16 protein-coding genes and 1 pseudogene are annotated in these 16,298 nt (G+C 68.0%); 10 read left to right on the forward strand and 7 right to left on the reverse strand.

The features are described from left to right. The first annotated feature begins 526 nt into the window (after positions 1–526). Positions 527–1,870, forward strand: coding sequence for an IS4 family transposase (locus tag ACQEXA_RS51025; RefSeq protein ID WP_433128925.1), 1,344 nt, complete (start codon positions 527–529; stop codon positions 1,868–1,870). Positions 1,871–2,192: 322 nt separating this feature from the next. On the opposite strand, the gene ACQEXA_RS51030 is transcribed toward ACQEXA_RS51025, so the two are convergent. Continuing rightward, on the reverse strand, positions 2,193–2,432 hold the full coding sequence (locus tag ACQEXA_RS51030) for an integrase core domain-containing protein (RefSeq protein WP_433133423.1): 240 nt from the start codon (positions 2,430–2,432) through the stop codon (positions 2,193–2,195). Between the two features lie 96 nt (positions 2,433–2,528). Between ACQEXA_RS51030 and ACQEXA_RS51035 the strand changes: the two genes are divergently transcribed. Further along, positions 2,529–3,692, forward strand: coding sequence for an IS4 family transposase (locus ACQEXA_RS51035; RefSeq protein ID WP_432933394.1), 1,164 nt, complete (start codon positions 2,529–2,531; stop codon positions 3,690–3,692). Between the two features lie 255 nt (positions 3,693–3,947). On the opposite strand, the gene ACQEXA_RS51040 is transcribed toward ACQEXA_RS51035, so the two are convergent. After that, positions 3,948–4,610: an IS3 family transposase gene (locus ACQEXA_RS51040; RefSeq protein ID WP_433133425.1), complete on the reverse strand. Its 663-nt coding sequence runs from the start codon at positions 4,608–4,610 to the stop codon at positions 3,948–3,950. A gap of 185 nt (positions 4,611–4,795) precedes the next feature. Between ACQEXA_RS51040 and ACQEXA_RS51045 the strand changes: the two genes are divergently transcribed. From ACQEXA_RS51045 to ACQEXA_RS51060, 4 genes and pseudogenes are all read left to right on the forward strand, one after another. Next, positions 4,796–5,113 (forward strand): transposase, encoded by a 318-nt coding sequence (locus tag ACQEXA_RS51045; protein ID WP_433133427.1) that lies wholly within the window; start codon positions 4,796–4,798, stop codon positions 5,111–5,113. Continuing rightward, complete coding sequence (locus ACQEXA_RS51050; protein ID WP_433133428.1) at positions 5,110–5,730, forward strand: IS3 family transposase; 621 nt, start codon at positions 5,110–5,112, stop codon at positions 5,728–5,730. Before ACQEXA_RS51045 ends, ACQEXA_RS51050 begins: the two co-directional genes overlap by 4 nt. Positions 5,731–5,764: 34 nt before the next feature. Then, complete coding sequence (locus tag ACQEXA_RS51055) at positions 5,765–6,025, forward strand: integrase core domain-containing protein (protein WP_433134790.1); 261 nt, start codon at positions 5,765–5,767, stop codon at positions 6,023–6,025. An 81-nt stretch (positions 6,026–6,106) separates the two neighbouring features. Next, a pseudogene (locus ACQEXA_RS51060) lies at positions 6,107–6,262 on the forward strand (MFS transporter); the annotation flags it as partial. Between the two features lie 488 nt (positions 6,263–6,750). Here the strand turns inward: ACQEXA_RS51060 and ACQEXA_RS51065 are convergent. Beyond that, positions 6,751–7,782, reverse strand: a complete 1,032-nt coding sequence (locus ACQEXA_RS51065) for a saccharopine dehydrogenase family protein (protein WP_432922989.1) — start codon at positions 7,780–7,782, stop codon at positions 6,751–6,753. Positions 7,783–7,870: 88 nt separating this feature from the next. Here ACQEXA_RS51065 and ACQEXA_RS51070 point away from each other — a divergent pair, with 88 nt between their 5' ends. After that, a complete protein-coding gene (locus ACQEXA_RS51070) occupies positions 7,871–8,875 on the forward strand; it encodes a helix-turn-helix domain-containing protein (protein ID WP_433133430.1) in 1,005 nt (334 codons plus the stop codon). A 183-nt stretch (positions 8,876–9,058) separates the two neighbouring features. Here ACQEXA_RS51070 and ACQEXA_RS51075 read toward each other — a convergent pair whose 3' ends face one another. Beyond that, positions 9,059–9,721, reverse strand: a complete 663-nt coding sequence (locus tag ACQEXA_RS51075; RefSeq protein ID WP_433133432.1) for a response regulator — start codon at positions 9,719–9,721, stop codon at positions 9,059–9,061. Continuing rightward, the gene (locus ACQEXA_RS51080; RefSeq protein WP_433133434.1) at positions 9,718–10,890 is read right to left on the reverse strand and encodes a histidine kinase; all 1,173 of its coding nucleotides are present in this window, start codon (positions 10,888–10,890) and stop codon (positions 9,718–9,720) included. Before ACQEXA_RS51080 ends, ACQEXA_RS51075 begins: the two co-directional genes overlap by 4 nt. A 208-nt stretch (positions 10,891–11,098) precedes the next feature. On the opposite strand from ACQEXA_RS51080, the gene ACQEXA_RS51085 reads away from it, so the two are divergent. Together ACQEXA_RS51085 and ACQEXA_RS51090 are read left to right on the forward strand one after the other, a co-directional pair. Next, entirely contained in the window at positions 11,099–12,019 is a 921-nt protein-coding gene (locus ACQEXA_RS51085; RefSeq protein ID WP_433133436.1) for an ABC transporter ATP-binding protein, read from the forward strand. After that, positions 12,016–12,870: an ABC transporter permease gene (locus ACQEXA_RS51090; protein WP_432922971.1), complete on the forward strand. Its 855-nt coding sequence runs from the start codon at positions 12,016–12,018 to the stop codon at positions 12,868–12,870. Before ACQEXA_RS51085 ends, ACQEXA_RS51090 begins: the two co-directional genes overlap by 4 nt. A 273-nt stretch (positions 12,871–13,143) precedes the next feature. Here the strand turns inward: ACQEXA_RS51090 and ACQEXA_RS51095 are convergent, their stop codons facing one another. After that, a complete protein-coding gene (locus ACQEXA_RS51095; RefSeq protein WP_433133438.1) occupies positions 13,144–13,794 on the reverse strand; it encodes a hypothetical protein in 651 nt (216 codons plus the stop codon). Positions 13,795–14,034: 240 nt separating this feature from the next. Continuing rightward, positions 14,035–14,676, reverse strand: a complete 642-nt coding sequence (locus tag ACQEXA_RS51100) for an SMI1/KNR4 family protein (protein ID WP_432922967.1) — start codon at positions 14,674–14,676, stop codon at positions 14,035–14,037. Positions 14,677–14,864: 188 nt separating this feature from the next. Here ACQEXA_RS51100 and ACQEXA_RS51105 point away from each other — a divergent pair, with 188 nt between their 5' ends. Then, the gene (locus tag ACQEXA_RS51105; protein WP_432933394.1) at positions 14,865–16,028 is read left to right on the forward strand and encodes an IS4 family transposase; all 1,164 of its coding nucleotides are present in this window, start codon (positions 14,865–14,867) and stop codon (positions 16,026–16,028) included. Positions 16,029–16,298 lie beyond the last annotated feature (270 nt).

Consider the following 16,298-nt stretch of genomic DNA (forward strand, 5'->3'; position numbering starts at 1 on the left):
TTACGCACGGATTCTGTGAGAGCCGAGGGGTGAGATTCCCCTCGGCTACTCGGCAGACCGTCGTGGTGAGCGTCCGGGGGAAAGGCGCTGATCAGGCGTCAGGTGGGGACCGGGAAGGCGAACGCGAGTGAACCGCTGATGACGTGTCGTAAGTAGTAGATGACATCGAAACCGGGGTGTCTTCAGGACCCCGGGATGAGCCTGGCGGGTGACCGTGTATTGGCCAGGCGGTGTCCGGCATGAAGGCGGCGCGAGCCCGGTCTGCGGCTTCCGTGCGGAACGTGGGAAGGCGCGGCGCGATACTGCCCTGGCTCAGAGGCCGGGGCGACAGGGAGAGCCTGGTGCGGAAGCGCTCCGGCCGGGTGCTGAGTACCGTTGCGCGGCGCGCTGGCGGACCGGCTCGTAGTAGTGGGGAAGCCTCGGTAATCGAGGTGGAGCGAAGGGGCCGGGCAATGCCGTTGCTTGATGTGCGAACAAGTTCGCTCTGGGGCGGTGACGTGGCGGGCTGGCCCTCGTTGGGTCGGGCATGGGTCACGCGTGGGTGGGATTATCTGATCAGGTGCGGCTGGGGGCGTTGACTCGGTGGGTGACGCCGGAGCTGGTGGACGAGGCGGTCGTCGCGCACGGGAGACGGGACAAGCGGCCGGGTGCGCTGCCGGTCAGGACGATGGTGTACTTCGTGCTGGGGCTGGCCCTGTTCCATCAGGACTCCTATGACGACGTGGCGGAGAACCTGGTCAGCGCGATCCCGGGGATGGGTGGCGCGGTTCCGAACAAGTCGTCGTTCACCCGGGCGCGGCAGCGTCTTGGCCCGCAGGTACTGGAGACGGTGTTTCGCAAGGTCGCGGGTCCGCTGGCTCCGGACGGGCTTGCCGGGTCGTTCTGGCGTGGGATGCGGCTGGCCGCGGTCGACGGGTTCTACCTGGACGCCCCGGACACGGCGGCGAACCGGGCAGCGTTCGGCGGGCAGGTGGCAAAAGACGGCAGTCCGCTGGCGTTCCCGCAGGTCCGGGTGGTCACCTTGACGGAGATCGGCACGCACGCGGTGCTGGACGCGCGGGTCGGCGGCCTCGTCGACAGCGAACAGGACCTGGCCGTGCCTCTCGCTGCCGCCGCGACTGGCATGCTCGTGATCATGGACCGCGGGTTCGTGGGGGTCGGCGTGTGGCGGGCGTTCACCGGCGCGGGCGCCCACGTGCTGATCCGCGCGAAGACGAACAACGCGCGCACCCCGGTCGAACGCCTGCCGGACGGCACCTACTTGGCGGAGATCTCGCAGTGGGTCGGCGGTCGTAAGGTCCACACGGTGACCGTGCGGGTGATCGAGTACCAGGTCAACAGTGGGGAGACGATCCGTCTGCTCACCGACCTCCTCGACCCCGACCAGGCCCCGGCCGCCGAACTCGCGGCCCTTTATCACGAGCGCTGGGAGGCGGAGCTGTCGAACCGCCAACTCAAGACCTTCCAGCGCGGCCCGCAGCAGGTCCTGCGCTCGGCGGAGCCGGCCCTGGTGCACCAGGAGGTCTGGGCCCACCTGACCGTCCACCACTGCCTGTCCCGCATGATCGTGGACATCGCCGGCCAGCATCGCCTCGACCCGGACCGGATCTCCTTCGTCAAAGTCCTCAAAGCCGCCCGCCGCAGCGTCATCCAGCAGGCCGCGAGCACCCCACGCCGACTCGCGAAGTTCCTGGCCACCCTCGCCGCCAAACTCCGCAAACTCGACATCGGACCACGTCGCGACCGCGAGGCCGACCGCCTGGTCAAGCGCTTCAAGCTCAAGTACGCCGACCCTCCGAAGGGCTGGACCCGCCAACCGACCCGCCGCGTCCAGCCGAAGACCATCACCCTCATCCCCAAACTGGTTTAGACATTCAAGCAACGGCATTGAGGGGCCGGGTCGTTCGTGACTGGTTTGTTCGGTCAACCGGAAGTTCTCCGGGAGGAGCGGGATGGACGAGTTGAAAGCGTCGGCCAAGCCGTTCGACATCTCCAAGCAGGAGGTGTGGGACGCCTGGGTGAAGGTGAGAGGGAACAAGGGCTCATCCGGCGTGGATGGGGTGTCGATCGAGATGTTCGAGAAGGACCCTAAGAACAATTTGTACAAGGTCTGGAATCGGATGTCCTCCGGCACGTACTTCCCGCCGGATGTCAAAGCGGTGCTGTCAATCCCCTCGAACTGTGGAGATCTTCTAAGCGGCCAGCTCCAGGACGGAGTTGGCCCGGTGGTCGTGTTCGTAGTCGATCGGACTGCGGTAGCCGCACACGCTGTGTAGCCGATGGGTGTTGTAGAACCCGGTGATCCACGTGGCGATCTTCAGTCGGGCCTCGGTGCGGGTGGCGAAGGTGTGCCGGTGAACGTACTCGACCTTGAGCACGCTGTTGAACGCCTCGCTGACGGCATTGTCGAAACACGAGCCGACCCGGCCCATGGACCAACGTCGCTTGGATAGTCTAAGATCGCCTATTATCTCGCTCTTGTGTCGAGGGGTCACATAGCTGGTGAGACGTACCCGGAGCGGATCCGGATGGGGCTGCTGTCGCGGACCTTTACGCCCGAGTTGGTTGACTTTGTGGTTGACGAGGCTGGGGCGCGGGAGGAGCGGACTCGGTCCTTGCCGTCGCGGCTGGTGGTGTACTTCGTGCTCACGATGTGGCTGTTCACGGGAAACGGATACGGGCTGGTGCTGCGGGAGTTGGTGGAGCATTGGCCGCGTCGACGGGGTGAGGAGTGGCGGCCGGCCGGCACGGGCTCACTGACGTTGGCCCGCCAGCGAGTGGGGCCCGGTCCGCTCCGGTTGTTGTTCGACCGGGTCGCAGGGGCGAGCGGGAGTCCGGCCACCCCCGGTGCCTTCTGGCGTGGCCTGCGCCTGGCTTCCCTGGATGGCTCCCTGCTCGACGTGCCGGACAGCGAGGCGAACGCCGCCGCCTACACCCGCGCCTCCAACGGAGGCCGGCCCGGTCCGTATCCGCAGGTACGGCTGCTGGCACTGGTGGAGTGCGGCACCAAGGCGATGATCGGCGCGGTCTTCGACTCCTTCGCGGTGGGTGAGCGGACCCTGGCACGGCGCCTGCTGGTGCACCTGCACACGGGGATGCTCGTGATGGCCGACCGAGGCTTTCCCGCCTTCGGCCTGTGGCAGGCCGCCGCGGACAGGGGCGCCCAACTCCTTTGGCGCGTCTCGGACTCCTTCACCTTGCCGGTGGATCACGTCCTGTCGGACGGCACCTACCTCTCCCACCTCAACGGCCCGCGCGGGGCGCGGATCACGGTGCGGGTGATCGAGTACACGGTGCTGACCACCACCCTCGATAAGGACGGGGCGAGCGGGGAGACCTCCGAGCTGTTCTGTCTGATCACCACGCTGCTCGACCCGGCCTCGGCGCCCGCCCGCGAGCTGGCGGAGCTGTACACGGCGCGCTGGACCAGCGAAACGATCTTCAAACACATCAAAATCGAGCAGCGCGGCGGGCGAACCGCCACCCTCCGCTCGAACAGCCCCGCCATGGTCGAGCAGGAACTGTGGGCCATGCTGTGCGTCTACCAGGCCCTCCACCAGCTGGCCGCCGATTCCGCCCACCGCGCCCACCTCCCCGTCTCGCACATCAGCTTCAAGCAGACCCTCGCCGCCGCCCGACGCTCCGTCGGCGCGGACTTTTCCCCCTCGCCAGCTGACCGCCAAGGTCCGTGACGTCCAGGACGACCTGATCCGCGAGGCCGTCAAGCCCCGCCCCGGACGCGCCGCACCCCGCGCCACCAAGCGCAGCGGCACCGGCTACCGCAGCCTGCGACCCGACGAACCGGCCACCACCCACGTCACCCACACCATCGAGCTCCAGCTCTTCCCCCAAGACCAACGCCCCGCACCACCGAACAGCCCAGCCATCCCGCAGATCACCACATATGACGAGACGTCGCCTCCGCCTCGACAGATGGCATCAGCTGCCTAAATCAAGCGACGTTGGCCCATGGACTGGGTCACGCCCAGGCGGCGGCAGGTCCGCTTGAACCGGCGAGAGACGTATTCCGAACCCCTGTCGCTGTGGAAGATCACGCCCTTGACGTCGCCGCCTCGGGTGGCGGCGGCCATGTGCAGGGAGGCCACGACGAGTTCGGCATCATGGTGGGCGCTCATCGCGTAGCCGAGCAGGCGGCGTGAGAACAGATCGATCACGGTGGCCAGGTAGAGCTTCCCCTCGCTCGTGACGATCTCCGTCATGTCGCCCGCCCAGACCTGATCGGGTGCGTCGGCGGTGAAGTCACGGCGCACGAAGTCCGGGGCCGCGGCCCGCCTGCCGGGACGGGTGAGCCCACGCCTGCGGCGTATCTTGTGTCCGGCCAGGCCGAGTTCGGCCATGAGCTTGGCGACGGTGTTCACCGATACCCGCCATCCCTCCCGTATGAGCGTGATCCAGATCTTCGGGGAGCCGTAGGTGCCGCCCGAGGTGTCGAAGATGTGCTTGATCGCGTCGGCCAGTTCCTCACGCCGCACCTCGCGCGCGGTGACGGGTCGATCCCGCCACTTGTAGAACCACGACTCCGACACGCCCAGCACACGGCACGCGAGGTTGTGCGGAATGTTCTGCCCGGCCTTGCAGTCGCTGATCATCCTGGCCACCTGGGCCGGGTCCGCAGCAGCTACTTCACCCACAAGGCCATGCAGCGTTTGAAGACATCACGCTCCATCTCCAGCTCGCGGATGCGCTTGTTCTTCTCGCCCATCTCCCGCCGCAACCGCTCCAGTGACCTTCCCCTCGTAGCGTGGAGGTGCGACTGAAGGGGAATTTGAGGGTCATGGGTGGGAAGCGAAGGTCGTACGACGCGCCGTTCCGTGCGGGTGCGGTACGGATCGTGTTGGAGACGGGGAAGTCCGCGGCGGAGGTCGCGCGGGATCTGGGGGTGCATGAGGGCACGCTGCAGACGTGGGTCCATCGGGCCCGGGCCCGCGCGGACGCGGAGGCCGCTGGCGGGCTCGACGAGTCGGAACGCGATGAACTGCGCAGGCTGCGCGAGGAGAACAAGCAGCTGCGCAAGGAGAACACGGAGATCGGGATGGAGCGCGATGTCCTCAAGCGTTCCGTGGTCCTCTGGGTGAAGGAGGCGACGAAGTGACGGTTGCGGGCTTCATCGCCGGCCAGCGGACCGAGCACCATGTCCCGCACACGGTCGCCTGCCGGGCGCTCGGGGTGTCCGAGTCCTGGTTCTACAAGTGGCGCCGCCGGCCCGAGCAGCCGACGAAACGCGAGGTCAGACGCGCGGCACTGGCCGAGCGGATCACTCACTTCTTCAACGCGTCGCACCGGACGTACGGTTCGCCGAGGATCACGCTGGACCTGTGGGCCGAGGGCTGGCAGGTCTCGCAGAACACCGTCGCCGAGATCATGGCCGAGCTCGGTCTGCAGGGCCGCAAGCCCCCGCGTCGGCGCAGGAATCTGACTCGCCAAGGCAAGCGGAAAGCTGCCCGTGACCTGGTCCTGCGTCGTTTCGACGCCATCGCGCCCGACGTGCTGTGGTGGGGCGATATGACCGAGATTGAAACCGATGAGGGCAAGCTCTACCTCGCGTCCGTCCACGACGCGTTCTCGCGCCGGGTACTCGGCTACGCGATGGGTCCTCGGCACGATGCGTTGCTGGTCAGCGCGTCGTTGAAGATGGCCGCCGCGACGCGTGGCGGCAGGGTGGACGGCGTGATCTTTCATTCGGACCGCGGGTCGGGAGTACACCAGTGAGGCGTACAACAGCCTGTGTGACCGCCTCGGCGTGGTGCAGTCGATGGGGCGTGTGGGCTCGGCCCTGGACAACGCCGCCGCGGAATCGTTCCACTCATCGATCAAGGTCGAGTATGTCCACCGGCACCGCTTCGCCACCCGCACCGAGGCCCGGCTGAAGATCGCCATATGGATCACGGACTTCTTCAACACGCGCCGCAGGCACAGCGCCGCCGACGGACTGGCTCCGGTGGACTTCGAACGAACCGTCACCGAGGCCAGGACGCGGGGGCATCGGGAGGACCGAGCAGCATAAGGAAGTCCTCCACGCTTTCTGGGGATTGACAACCTCAACTTCCCCTGGTATCACCGACTCCACGTTACGAGGGGACCCTCAGTGCTGCTCGTATGCGGGGCCGCATACTTCCTCACCACGAACCTGACTGGACTGCGGCCGGAATGGCGCGAGATGGACCGTCCGGGCGGGCGAGGAGCCCTGAAGCGGCAACCTGAGGAAGACGCTTCACGACACAACGCGAGCGTCACGACGTGATGTTGAGGGGGGAGAAGAGACATTGGCTGCCCTCTCCCTCCCGCTCCTTCAGACTTCGCCTGCGCTGTCGGCGGCCGCATTCGCGTCGCCCAGCGGACGCAGACGCGACTAACCCGTCACAGCTGACATGCCTGGCCGCAGGCATGCGATGTCCGTTTCCCGCCAGCTCCCGAGACGGGCCGCCGCACAGTGGAAGCGTGACCAGCAACGACAGCATGTATGCGGCGGTGCGCAGCCGCGATGCCCGTACAGACCGCGAGTCCAACAGCACGGCAGACAGTCCCGGCCCAGCGGTATGGGTAACGGGCCGCAGGACCCCGGGCCGTCACGGGAACCGCGGAGCCGGTGGGGGAGACGCGGCCCAGGGAGGCGGGGTGGCTACCGGCACTCGAACACCGTTCGCGTCGACAACCCATGTCGGATCACCTCCGCCCCGCCGGAGCGGGCCCAACTACAACAGCCCGGCGCACGGCGTGAGCAGTCTGCCGCTATGGACACAGTTCCAGGGAAATGTGCGAGGACAGCGCACGGAGGAAGTCGGGTGCGTCGAAGATATCGCCGGCGGAGGCGACACCGACCGTTCTGGTCCGTCCCGTGAGGATGCGGTCTACCGCTTCCACAACGAGCGGCGCGGTGACGGCGTAGATGTCCTGGCCCCTCGCCACAGCCCGCTGTTCGCTGCCGCCACGGCGCACGACGACGTCGACTATGAAGGTCTGCGCGGACCGCCCACGCTCGTCGGCCGCGGCCGGCAGGGGTGCGTTCGGGGCCGTCACGTCCTTGGCCGCCTCGATCGTCATGTAATTGCGCACTTCGGGGATGGACAGATGGCTGGGAACGGTGACGACGTCGGCCATCGTGAACTCCCCGATGACGGACCGAGGGCCCATCGGCTCGGGAAAGGGCCACTTGAGAGTCGGCGGATCGTCATGGCGGTACTCGAGTTGCCCGTTCGTGTAACGGACGCGCCGACCGTCTCGCCGCTGCCGGGAGACGGCGCCCGCTGCACGCGTCCCGGCAGTGGGGTGCCAACTGCTGAGCCCGTACGCGATGTGCGCCTCGTCGGCCGCCGTCCAGTCGCCCATCGCGGCGGTGGTCAGCAGATCGCCGAGGCCGCCGTAGAAGGCCATGGCCGGGACGATCACCGCCCCTGCCGCGCGGGCACGCTCCGTGAAGTGCGCGAACGTATCGACATTGGCCTCGATCTCCGCCGCCACATCCACATACGGGATCCCGGCGCGCAACGCCGCCTCGATCACAGGGGCGGCCGTCGTGGCGAAGGGCCCGGCACAGTTGATCACGGCCGCCACACCGGCCAGTGCGCGATCGAGCGAGGCCGGGTCGTCGACCGATGCCGGGCGGGCGACGAGTCCGGCTTCGGATGCCGCCAGCGCCTTGAGTTTGTCGGCGTCGCGCCCGGAGAGGGCCGGGACGAACCCGCGATCCCGCAGCTCTGCCACAACAAAGCGCCCGGTGTGCCCGTACGCGCCGAAGACAGCCACCTTGAGCCCTGATTCCATGGGTTCCCCCGCACTCGAAATGATCTCTTGCGATCCGTTGTGGACATCCTGTCGAGGGTGGGTGCCTCACACGAGTGTCCGGAACGCCATGGCCCGTACAATTCCGGACGTGACCACCGTCGCGCTGGCCGTCACCGACGGAATGCTGCACTTCGAACTGTCCATCGCCTACGAGGTCTTCAGCGCCGCCCCGATCGGGGTGGCAGACCCCTGGTACGACCTGCACGTCTGCGGCCGGGGCGCCGTGCGGGCCGGCTGGTTCCGGCTGGAGCCCGATCACGGGTTCGAGCAGCTCACGAAAGCCGACACCGTGATCGTCCCGGGCTGGGCCGACGTCGACGAGGCCCCACCCGCCGACCTGGTCGACGCAGTGCGCGCGGCCCACGAGGCAGGCGCACGCGTGGCATCCCTTTGCACGGGCGCGTTCGTGCTGGCCGCCGCAGGCCTGCTGGACGGGCGGCGCGCGACCACGCACTGGGCGCACACCCAAGCCCTGGCTGACCGGTACCCCCAGGTGAAGGTGGACCCGGACGTCCTCTACGTGGACAACGGCAGTGTGCTCACCTCCGCCGGCAAAGCCGCCGCCATGGACCTGTGTCTGCACCTCGTGCGCCTCGACCACGGCTCGTCGATCACCAACGCCGTCGCCCGCCGCCTGGTCGTGCCACCACACCGGGACGGCGGCCAGGCCCAGTTCGTCACCGCCCCGGCGCCCGCCCCGGACAACCACCCGCTCGCCGAACTGTTCCCTTGGGCGATCGAACGGCTGGACCAGCCGCTGACCGTGGAGGATCTGGCCCGCCAGGCACGCATGAGTTCACGCAACCTCGGCCGCCATTTCAGGTCGGTGACCGGTACCACCCCGCTGCAATGGCTCCTGACTCAGCGGATCCGCTACGCCCAGGAGCTGCTGGAAACCACCGACGACACCGTCGACACCATCGCTGCGGCCACCGGCATGGGCACCGCAACAACGCTGCGCCGGCACTTCAACCGCACGGTCGGCGTGCCTCCCGACAGCTACCGCCGCACCTTCCGCTCGCGACCTCACCCCGGCCTGAACGACAGCCGGCAACACCACCAACTCCCCTGAGCCACGGGAAGGAGCCTTCGGCTCACCGGCGGTCAGTTGCCAGGCCGGGGCCTCCACTGAGACGCCCGGCACCTGCTCTCCACTGCGAAAACCAGTGCCGATACTCCGCACAGATGAAGCGCCGCAGCCTGCACGTGCGGGGCGAACACGGCGCCCAATGCCTCGTTGAGCCCACGGACGGGCTCAGCGCGGCGGTCTTACCAGCCCCATCTCATAGGCGGTGATCACGAGCTGAACACGGTCCCGGGCGCCCAGTTTGGTGAACAGGCGTGACACGTGCGACTTGGCGGTGGCTACCGAGATGAAGAGATCCTCCGCGATCTCGCTGTTCGACCGGCCATGTCCGACCAAGGTCAGCACTTCCCGTTCCCGCTCGGTGAGGCCCTCGACCGGCCGTGGAGAGCGCTCTGGGGGATCCGCAGGGCGCCTGACGAAATCCGCGATCAGACGGTGCGTCACACTTGGCGCGATCAGTGCGTCGCCGGCGGCGACCACGCGGATCGCCGCGAGGATGTCGTCCAGCGCCATGTCCTTGACCACGAAGCCGCTCGCGCCGGCCCGGAGCGCGCCGTAGACGTGGTCGTCCTCGTCGAAGGTGGTCAGCATGAGGACGCGGGTCTTTGCCGGGCCGGCGGTGATCCGGCGCGTGGCCTCGATCCCGTCCATGCCGGGCATCCTGATGTCCATCACCGCGATGTCGGGGCTGATGTCGCTGACCAGTTGGACCGCCTCGGCGCCCGTGGCGGCCTCTCCGACGACCTCGAGGTCGGGGCAGTCGGCCATGAGCACGCGCAGACCGGACCGCACCAATGGCTGGTCGTCGGCGAGGATGATGCGGACCGTCATCGGGCCTCCGCCGGAACTGCGACGGGTTGGGGCAGTGGCAGTGTCGCCGCCACCCGGAAGCCGCCCTCGGGACGTGGTCCGGCGATGAGTTGGCCGTGCAGCAGGCCCACCCGTTCCCGCATGCCCACGAGGCCGAAGCCATGGGCCGAGCCGTTCGTGGCGCCGCGCCCGTCGTCGACGACCTCCACGGACAGCTCCTCGTCCCCGTAGTCGATGGCCACCCGGCAATGCCCCGTGCCCGCGTGACGGACCACGTTGGTGAGCGCCTCCTGCACGATACGGTAGGCGGACAGGTCGATGTCGGCCGGCAACGGCCGCTGCTCCCCGCTGAGGTGCACGTCGACGCGTACCCCCGCATCCGCGGTCGCCGCCGTGAGCCGCTCTATGTCCGCCAGTCCCGGCGAGGGCGCGAGAGCCTGCATCGATGCCGCAGCCTCCGGGTCGGCCTGACGTAGCGCCACCAACGTGCGGCGTAGGCCCGACAGGGTCTCTCTGCTCGTGGCCTCGATGGCTCGCAGGGCTTCGCGGGCCTCCGCAGGCTGTGTCTGGATGACCCGGCTGCCCACCCCGGCTTGGATGGCAATAATGCCGATGCTGTGGGCGATCATGTCGTGCAACTCCCTTGCGATCCGCAGCCGTTCGGCGGTCACGGCCTCCGATACCTCCTGCGCGCGCAGAGCCACCGCGTGCTCGCGACGCTCGCGGCTGAGCAGGCCGACCATGCACGATGCGGCCATCGCGAGGAGGGCGATCACGCCGTTCACCGTCAGGTTGTCCCCGTGCGCGAAGCCGCCGATCAGCAGGAGTTGCACGGTGAAAGACACGGCGACGGCGACGATCGAAGCTCGCCGCGTGCGAGTGGCGACGATGAAGCCCAGCACAAGGTCCACTGCCAGAAACGACAGGAACTCGCCCTGATACGACACCGCCAGGCTCGTATGCACGTGGCGTGGCGGGAACACCGCCACCACGGCGATGGCGCCGAAGAGCGTCATGCCCAGAGCCAGCAGCGGCATCCGTCGCAGCACACCGACGAGCAGGCTCGCAGCCAGCAGCGACCCCACCGCGTGCACCGTGCCCGAAGCCCGCGGCGCGCCCCCAAGCAGCAGAAGCAGGAGGAAGAGGTACAGGAAACCCCCGACCCAGGCCATGACCTTCGTCCTGGTCACCGTCGGTGTGCCTATTTCCAGAGGAGGATTGCGATGCGGAACCCCGGCAGGCGACGGAGAGGTCATTGAGTCGTCCATGCTGCGAGACTAACCAGCCGCTACCTGCACGGCATCGGCCCCGGGACGTACGCCCGCGGGCTAACCCGGCGGTGCGATTGCCGCCCACGGTCCCATGCCCGGTCGGGGACTTCCCGACAGGCTTGACCGTGTGATCGACGTCAACGAACTCACCAAGCGCTACGGCAGCAAGACCGCCGTCGACCAGTTGTCCTTCACGGTGCGGCCGGGTCAAGTCACTGGATTCCTAGGCCCCAACGGAGCCGGCAAGACGACCACTCTGCGGATGATCCTGGGCCTGGACGCGCCCACGTCCGGTGCCGCCACCGTCAGCGGCGTGCCCGTCGGCACTCACCCCCGTGGACTGCGGCATGTCGGCGCTCTCCTGGACGCCACCCAGGTCCACGGCGGCCGCAGCGCCAGCGCTCACCTGTCAGCCCTGGCGCGCAGCAACGGCATCCCGCTGCGCCGGGTCGACGAGGTCCTTCAGGAGGTAGGGCTCGCCGAGGTGGCGAGCCGCCGCATCGGCGGGTTCTCGCTCGGCATGAAGCAGCGGCTCGGCATCGCCACCGCGCTGCTCGGCGATCCGCCCGTGCTGATGTTCGACGAGCCGATCAACGGCATGGATCCGGAGGGAGTCTTCTGGATGCGCCGCCTGTTCCGGCGGCTGGCCGCCGAGGGGCGCACTGTCTTCCTCTCCAGCCATCTGATGTCGGAGATGGAGAACACCGCCGACCAGCTCGTCGTCATCGGCCGGGGCAGGCTCATCGCGGCAGAGTCTGTAAGGGACTTCGCGGCCCGTAGCGGTTGCCGCAGTGTCGTGGTCGGCAGCCCGCAGGCGGCCGCGCTGGCAGCGGTGCTGACCGCCGCAGGCGCAGCGGTCGAGTTACAGGACTCGACCGGCACCGCGAAGCTCGCCGTGACCGGGCTGCCCGCGGAGCGGATCGGCGCGCTTGCTTTCGAGAACCAGATCGTGCTGAACGAGCTGACCACCCTTACCGCCTCACTGGAGGAAGCGTTCATGCAACTCACCGCCGACAGCGTTGAATACCTGGCAGGACACCCTCGATGACCACGATCACCTCCCTCCCCTCGACCACCTCGCACGCGCCCATCACCGAGCCGCCGGCCCGCTTCCGCGACGTCCTGGCCGGCGAGTGGATCAAGATGAGGTCCCTGCGCTCCACTCCGTGGACGATCGCCCTCACCAGCCTGTTCGTCATCGGGTCCGCAGCCGTGGCAGCCCTGGCGAACTACAAGAACTTCGAGGGCCCCGGCGCCAGCACCCGGCAGCCTCCCGACTTCCTGCCCTTCGACGCCTATCCGCCTGCCAGCTACATGACGCTGATGCTCATCGCCGGCAGCCTCGGCGCCATCACCGTCACCAGCGAATACAGCAGCGGCCTGATCCGCACCACCACCGTGGCCGTACCTGCCCGCAGTTCAGTGATGTTGGCCAAAGCCGTCGTCACCGCCGGCGTGTGGGCCGCCGTCGGGACAGGCATCTCCACCGGATCCTTCCTGGTCTCCCAGGCCATCCTGAACGGGCGGCACACAGGGGTACCCATCACCCACCCCGGAGTGTTCCGGGCTCTGGCGGCATCCGCGCTGCTGGCCCCGGTCTGCGCACTGGTCGGCCTGGGCCTCGGCGTCCTGATCCGCCACAGCGCCGCGACCATGGTCACCAGCGTCTTCGCACTGGTGATGCTGCCCACCCTCTTCTCCCAGGACAAGCGCTGGTCCGCAGATGTCAACCATGCGATGGTGGCCAGCGCCTGGAAGCGCCTGGTCCAGAACTGGCCGCCGGATCCCCATTCCCTCGGCTACACCGCCACGGTCGCCGGCTCCTGGATCGTGTACGCGCTGTGGCCGCTCGTCGCGGTCCTGCTCGCGCTGGTCGTCGTGCGGCGCCGCGACGTGTGAAACGTACTGAGGATCTCCGGGCGCACCGCCGTCTGCGGGGGTGGCTGGTTGGGCACGTCGCCTTGGACAAAGACAGTTGCGGAGAAAGGCAGGCGGCGCAGCGCCAGGCTGCACAGTGCCGCCGAGGCCAGGACGCGATGCCGACGGCGACCTGGCGGCGGCCCTGGGCAGGCCGCACCGGGTGAAGAGGCGCTGTTCTGGCTGGGCACTTTCCGCCCGCGGCGGCGCCGGCCTCCACCGGCCACCGAGCCCGATCCTCCCGGGGATCAGCCGTCACGTGATCAACAGCTCTTTGTCGTAGCCGGTGAGGCGCAGCCTTTCTCGGCACGAGGTGATGCTGCTCAGCGCCCAGGCCCTGATGGCGCTCCTGTCGCGCACCATGCCCCTCAGTTCCCGCACGGTCTGCTGAGCACTCTCCATCCAAGGGGCGACGGGCTCCTCCTCGAGGACCGTGGCGAATCGCTCCTGCGCCACGGCAACGTCACCGACGAGCGCTGCCGCGACCCCGGCGTGCCACGGCTCCCAGAACCACCCGCGCCTCACCGGTTGGACAGCCAAGTACCGCGCCACCGACTGAACATCGGGGAACTGGTGTCGGAGCTTCTGCACCTGTGTCTCTGCCCGAAGTGCAAGATCTTCTGCGACCGCCGCGAACTGCTCGTCACTGCGGTAGTCCTCGGTACCACTCAGGCGCTCACTGAGGTGGAATGCGAAGTGCTCAACGTCCTGCCACAGCCACATCGCTCCGACGTGCAGTCCACTGCCCTGGCTCCAGCTGGGTGAAGGAAACTCGACGAGCCCCAGCCACCAACCATGGTCGTCCAGCCAAAGGCGGGACTGGCCGCGCCGGCGAAGTCCAAGAGGGCGCAGCCGGGCCCTGGCGGCCCCAGCCACGAGCCGCGACGCGGGAGAGGTAGGTGGCATGACGACATTCTCCTCCAGTGCAACGCGACCTACGGGCGCCTGATGGGGTCCTCGCTGTACGGCGGCGGCGTGGCGTCCGGTCCGGGTGAGGCCAGGTTCGAAGGCGTTGGGGTCTGCAGCCGGATCCGCTTCCGCCCGGCCCTCTCGGCGCCGGTCAGCCCGTCGCCCTGCGCGTACCTCACACGCCAAGGGCTATCGCCACCGACAGCCAACTGTCAGGCCAACGCCCCGACTTCACGCTCAGGGCCGGATTCCCCAATCGAGGCAACGGTGGCCCGACCCGTCTTCGTAGGGCGCGGGCCAGTGATCCAGGAAAGGAGTGCCCGTCTCCAGAGCATCGGCCAACGCGCGGAAGAACTCAGTGAGGCTGGTCGCCCAGAGCGTCCCCTCCAGATCTCCCGATCCGATGCCCATCTCATAGACATGCCCGTACGAAGGGCCGGGTCGGTGATCGACGAAGGCGACACCACCATCGTTGGGCAGCGCGAAAGGCACGCATCGATGCAGATTCACCGCCAGGGCCTCTTCATCCCAGAGGTCGGCGTCGATGTTGTCCTCGCCGACGTCCACGAGTATGTCGTATTCCTCGAGGATGTCGTCCACACCGCTCATCCGATGGCCCAACGGAAGGAAGGCCCCGGCATGCAGAGCTGCTGCACTCATCCCGGGGCAGGCTGAGGGAGCAGCGCCTCCGTCGTGCAGCTCCAACAGCGTCCTCAGCTCCGGGTGCAGTGGGAATCCCAGTCGTGCTTCAAGCTCGGCGAGCTGTCCGCTGTCGGCAGGCCCGCGCAATGTCGCCAGGTCGGCGGGCGAGTGCGCCTCAAGCCACGATTCAAGTCGGGCCCATTCACGACGGAAGTCAGCAAGATCTGTCTGTGTCATGCAGCGAAGATAGACGGTCGTGCTGACAATGCGGTCTCGTAGACAAACCTGACCCGAAGGCTGTCCCGTCACGCCTTCGAGGCCTGGCCAAGATCCCAACGTCGCTTGGATAGTCTAAGATCGCCTATCATCTCGCTCTTGTGTCGAGGGGTCACATAGCTGGTGAGACGTACCCGGAGTGGATCCGGATGGGGCTGCTGTCGCGGACCTTTACGCCCGAGTTGGTTGACTTTGTGGTTGACGAGGCTGGGGCGCGGGAGGAGCGGACTCGGTCCTTGCCGTCGCGGCTGGTGGTGTACTTCGTGCTCACGATGTGGCTGTTCACGGGAAACGGATACGGGCTGGTGCTGCGGGAGTTGGTGGAGCATTGGCCGCGTCGACGGGGTGAGGAGTGGCGGCCGGCCGGCACGGGCTCACTGACGTTGGCCCGCCAGCGAGTGGGGCCCGGTCCGCTCCGGTTGTTGTTCGACCGGGTCGCAGGGGCGAGCGGGAGTCCGGCCACCCCCGGTGCCTTCTGGCGTGGCCTGCGCCTGGCTTCCCTGGATGGCTCCCTGCTCGACGTGCCGGACAGCGAGGCGAACGCCGCCGCCTACACCCGCGCCTCCAACGGAGGCCGGCCCGGTCCGTATCCGCAGGTACGGCTGCTGGCACTGGTGGAGTGCGGCACCAAGGCGATGATCGGCGCGGTCTTCGACTCCTTCGCGGTGGGTGAGCGGACCCTGGCACGGCGCCTGCTGGTGCACCTGCACACGGGGATGCTCGTGATGGCCGACCGAGGCTTTCCCGCCTTCGGCCTGTGGCAGGCCGCCGCGGACAGGGGCGCCCAACTCCTTTGGCGCGTCTCGGACTCCTTCACCTTGCCGGTGGATCACGTCCTGTCGGACGGCACCTACCTCTCCCACCTCAACGGCCCGCGCGGGGCGCGGATCACGGTGCGGGTGATCGAGTACACGGTGCTGACCACCACCCTCGATAAGGACGGGGCGAGCGGGGAGACCTCCGAGCTGTTCTGTCTGATCACCACGCTGCTCGACCCGGCCTCGGCGCCCGCCCGCGAGCTGGCGGAGCTGTACACGGCGCGCTGGACCAGCGAAACGATCTTCAAACACATCAAAATCGAGCAGCGCGGCGGGCGAACCGCCACCCTCCGCTCGAACAGCCCCGCCATGGTCGAGCAGGAACTGTGGGCCATGCTGTGCGTCTACCAGGCCCTCCACCAGCTGGCCGCCGATTCCGCCCACCGCGCCCACCTCCCCGTCTCGCACATCAGCTTCAAGCAGACCCTCGCCGCCGCCCGACGCTCCGTCGGCGCGGACTTTTCCCCCTCGCCAGCTGACCGCCAAGGTCCGTGACGTCCAGGACGACCTGATCCGCGAGGCCGTCAAGCCCCGCCCCGGACGCGCCGCACCCCGCGCCACCAAGCGCAGCGGCACCGGCTACCGCAGCCTGCGACCCGACGAACCGGCCACCACCCACGTCACCCACACCATCGAGCTCCAGCTCTTCCCCCAAGACCAACGCCCCGCACCACCGAACAGCCCAGCCATCCCGCAGATCACCACATATGACGAGACGTCGCCTCCGCCTCGACAGATGGCATCAGCTGCCTAAATCAAGCGACG

It is taken from the genome of Streptomyces sp. CA-106110 (genome assembly GCF_050936285.1).
GTDB lineage: Bacteria > Actinomycetota > Actinomycetes > Streptomycetales > Streptomycetaceae > Streptomyces.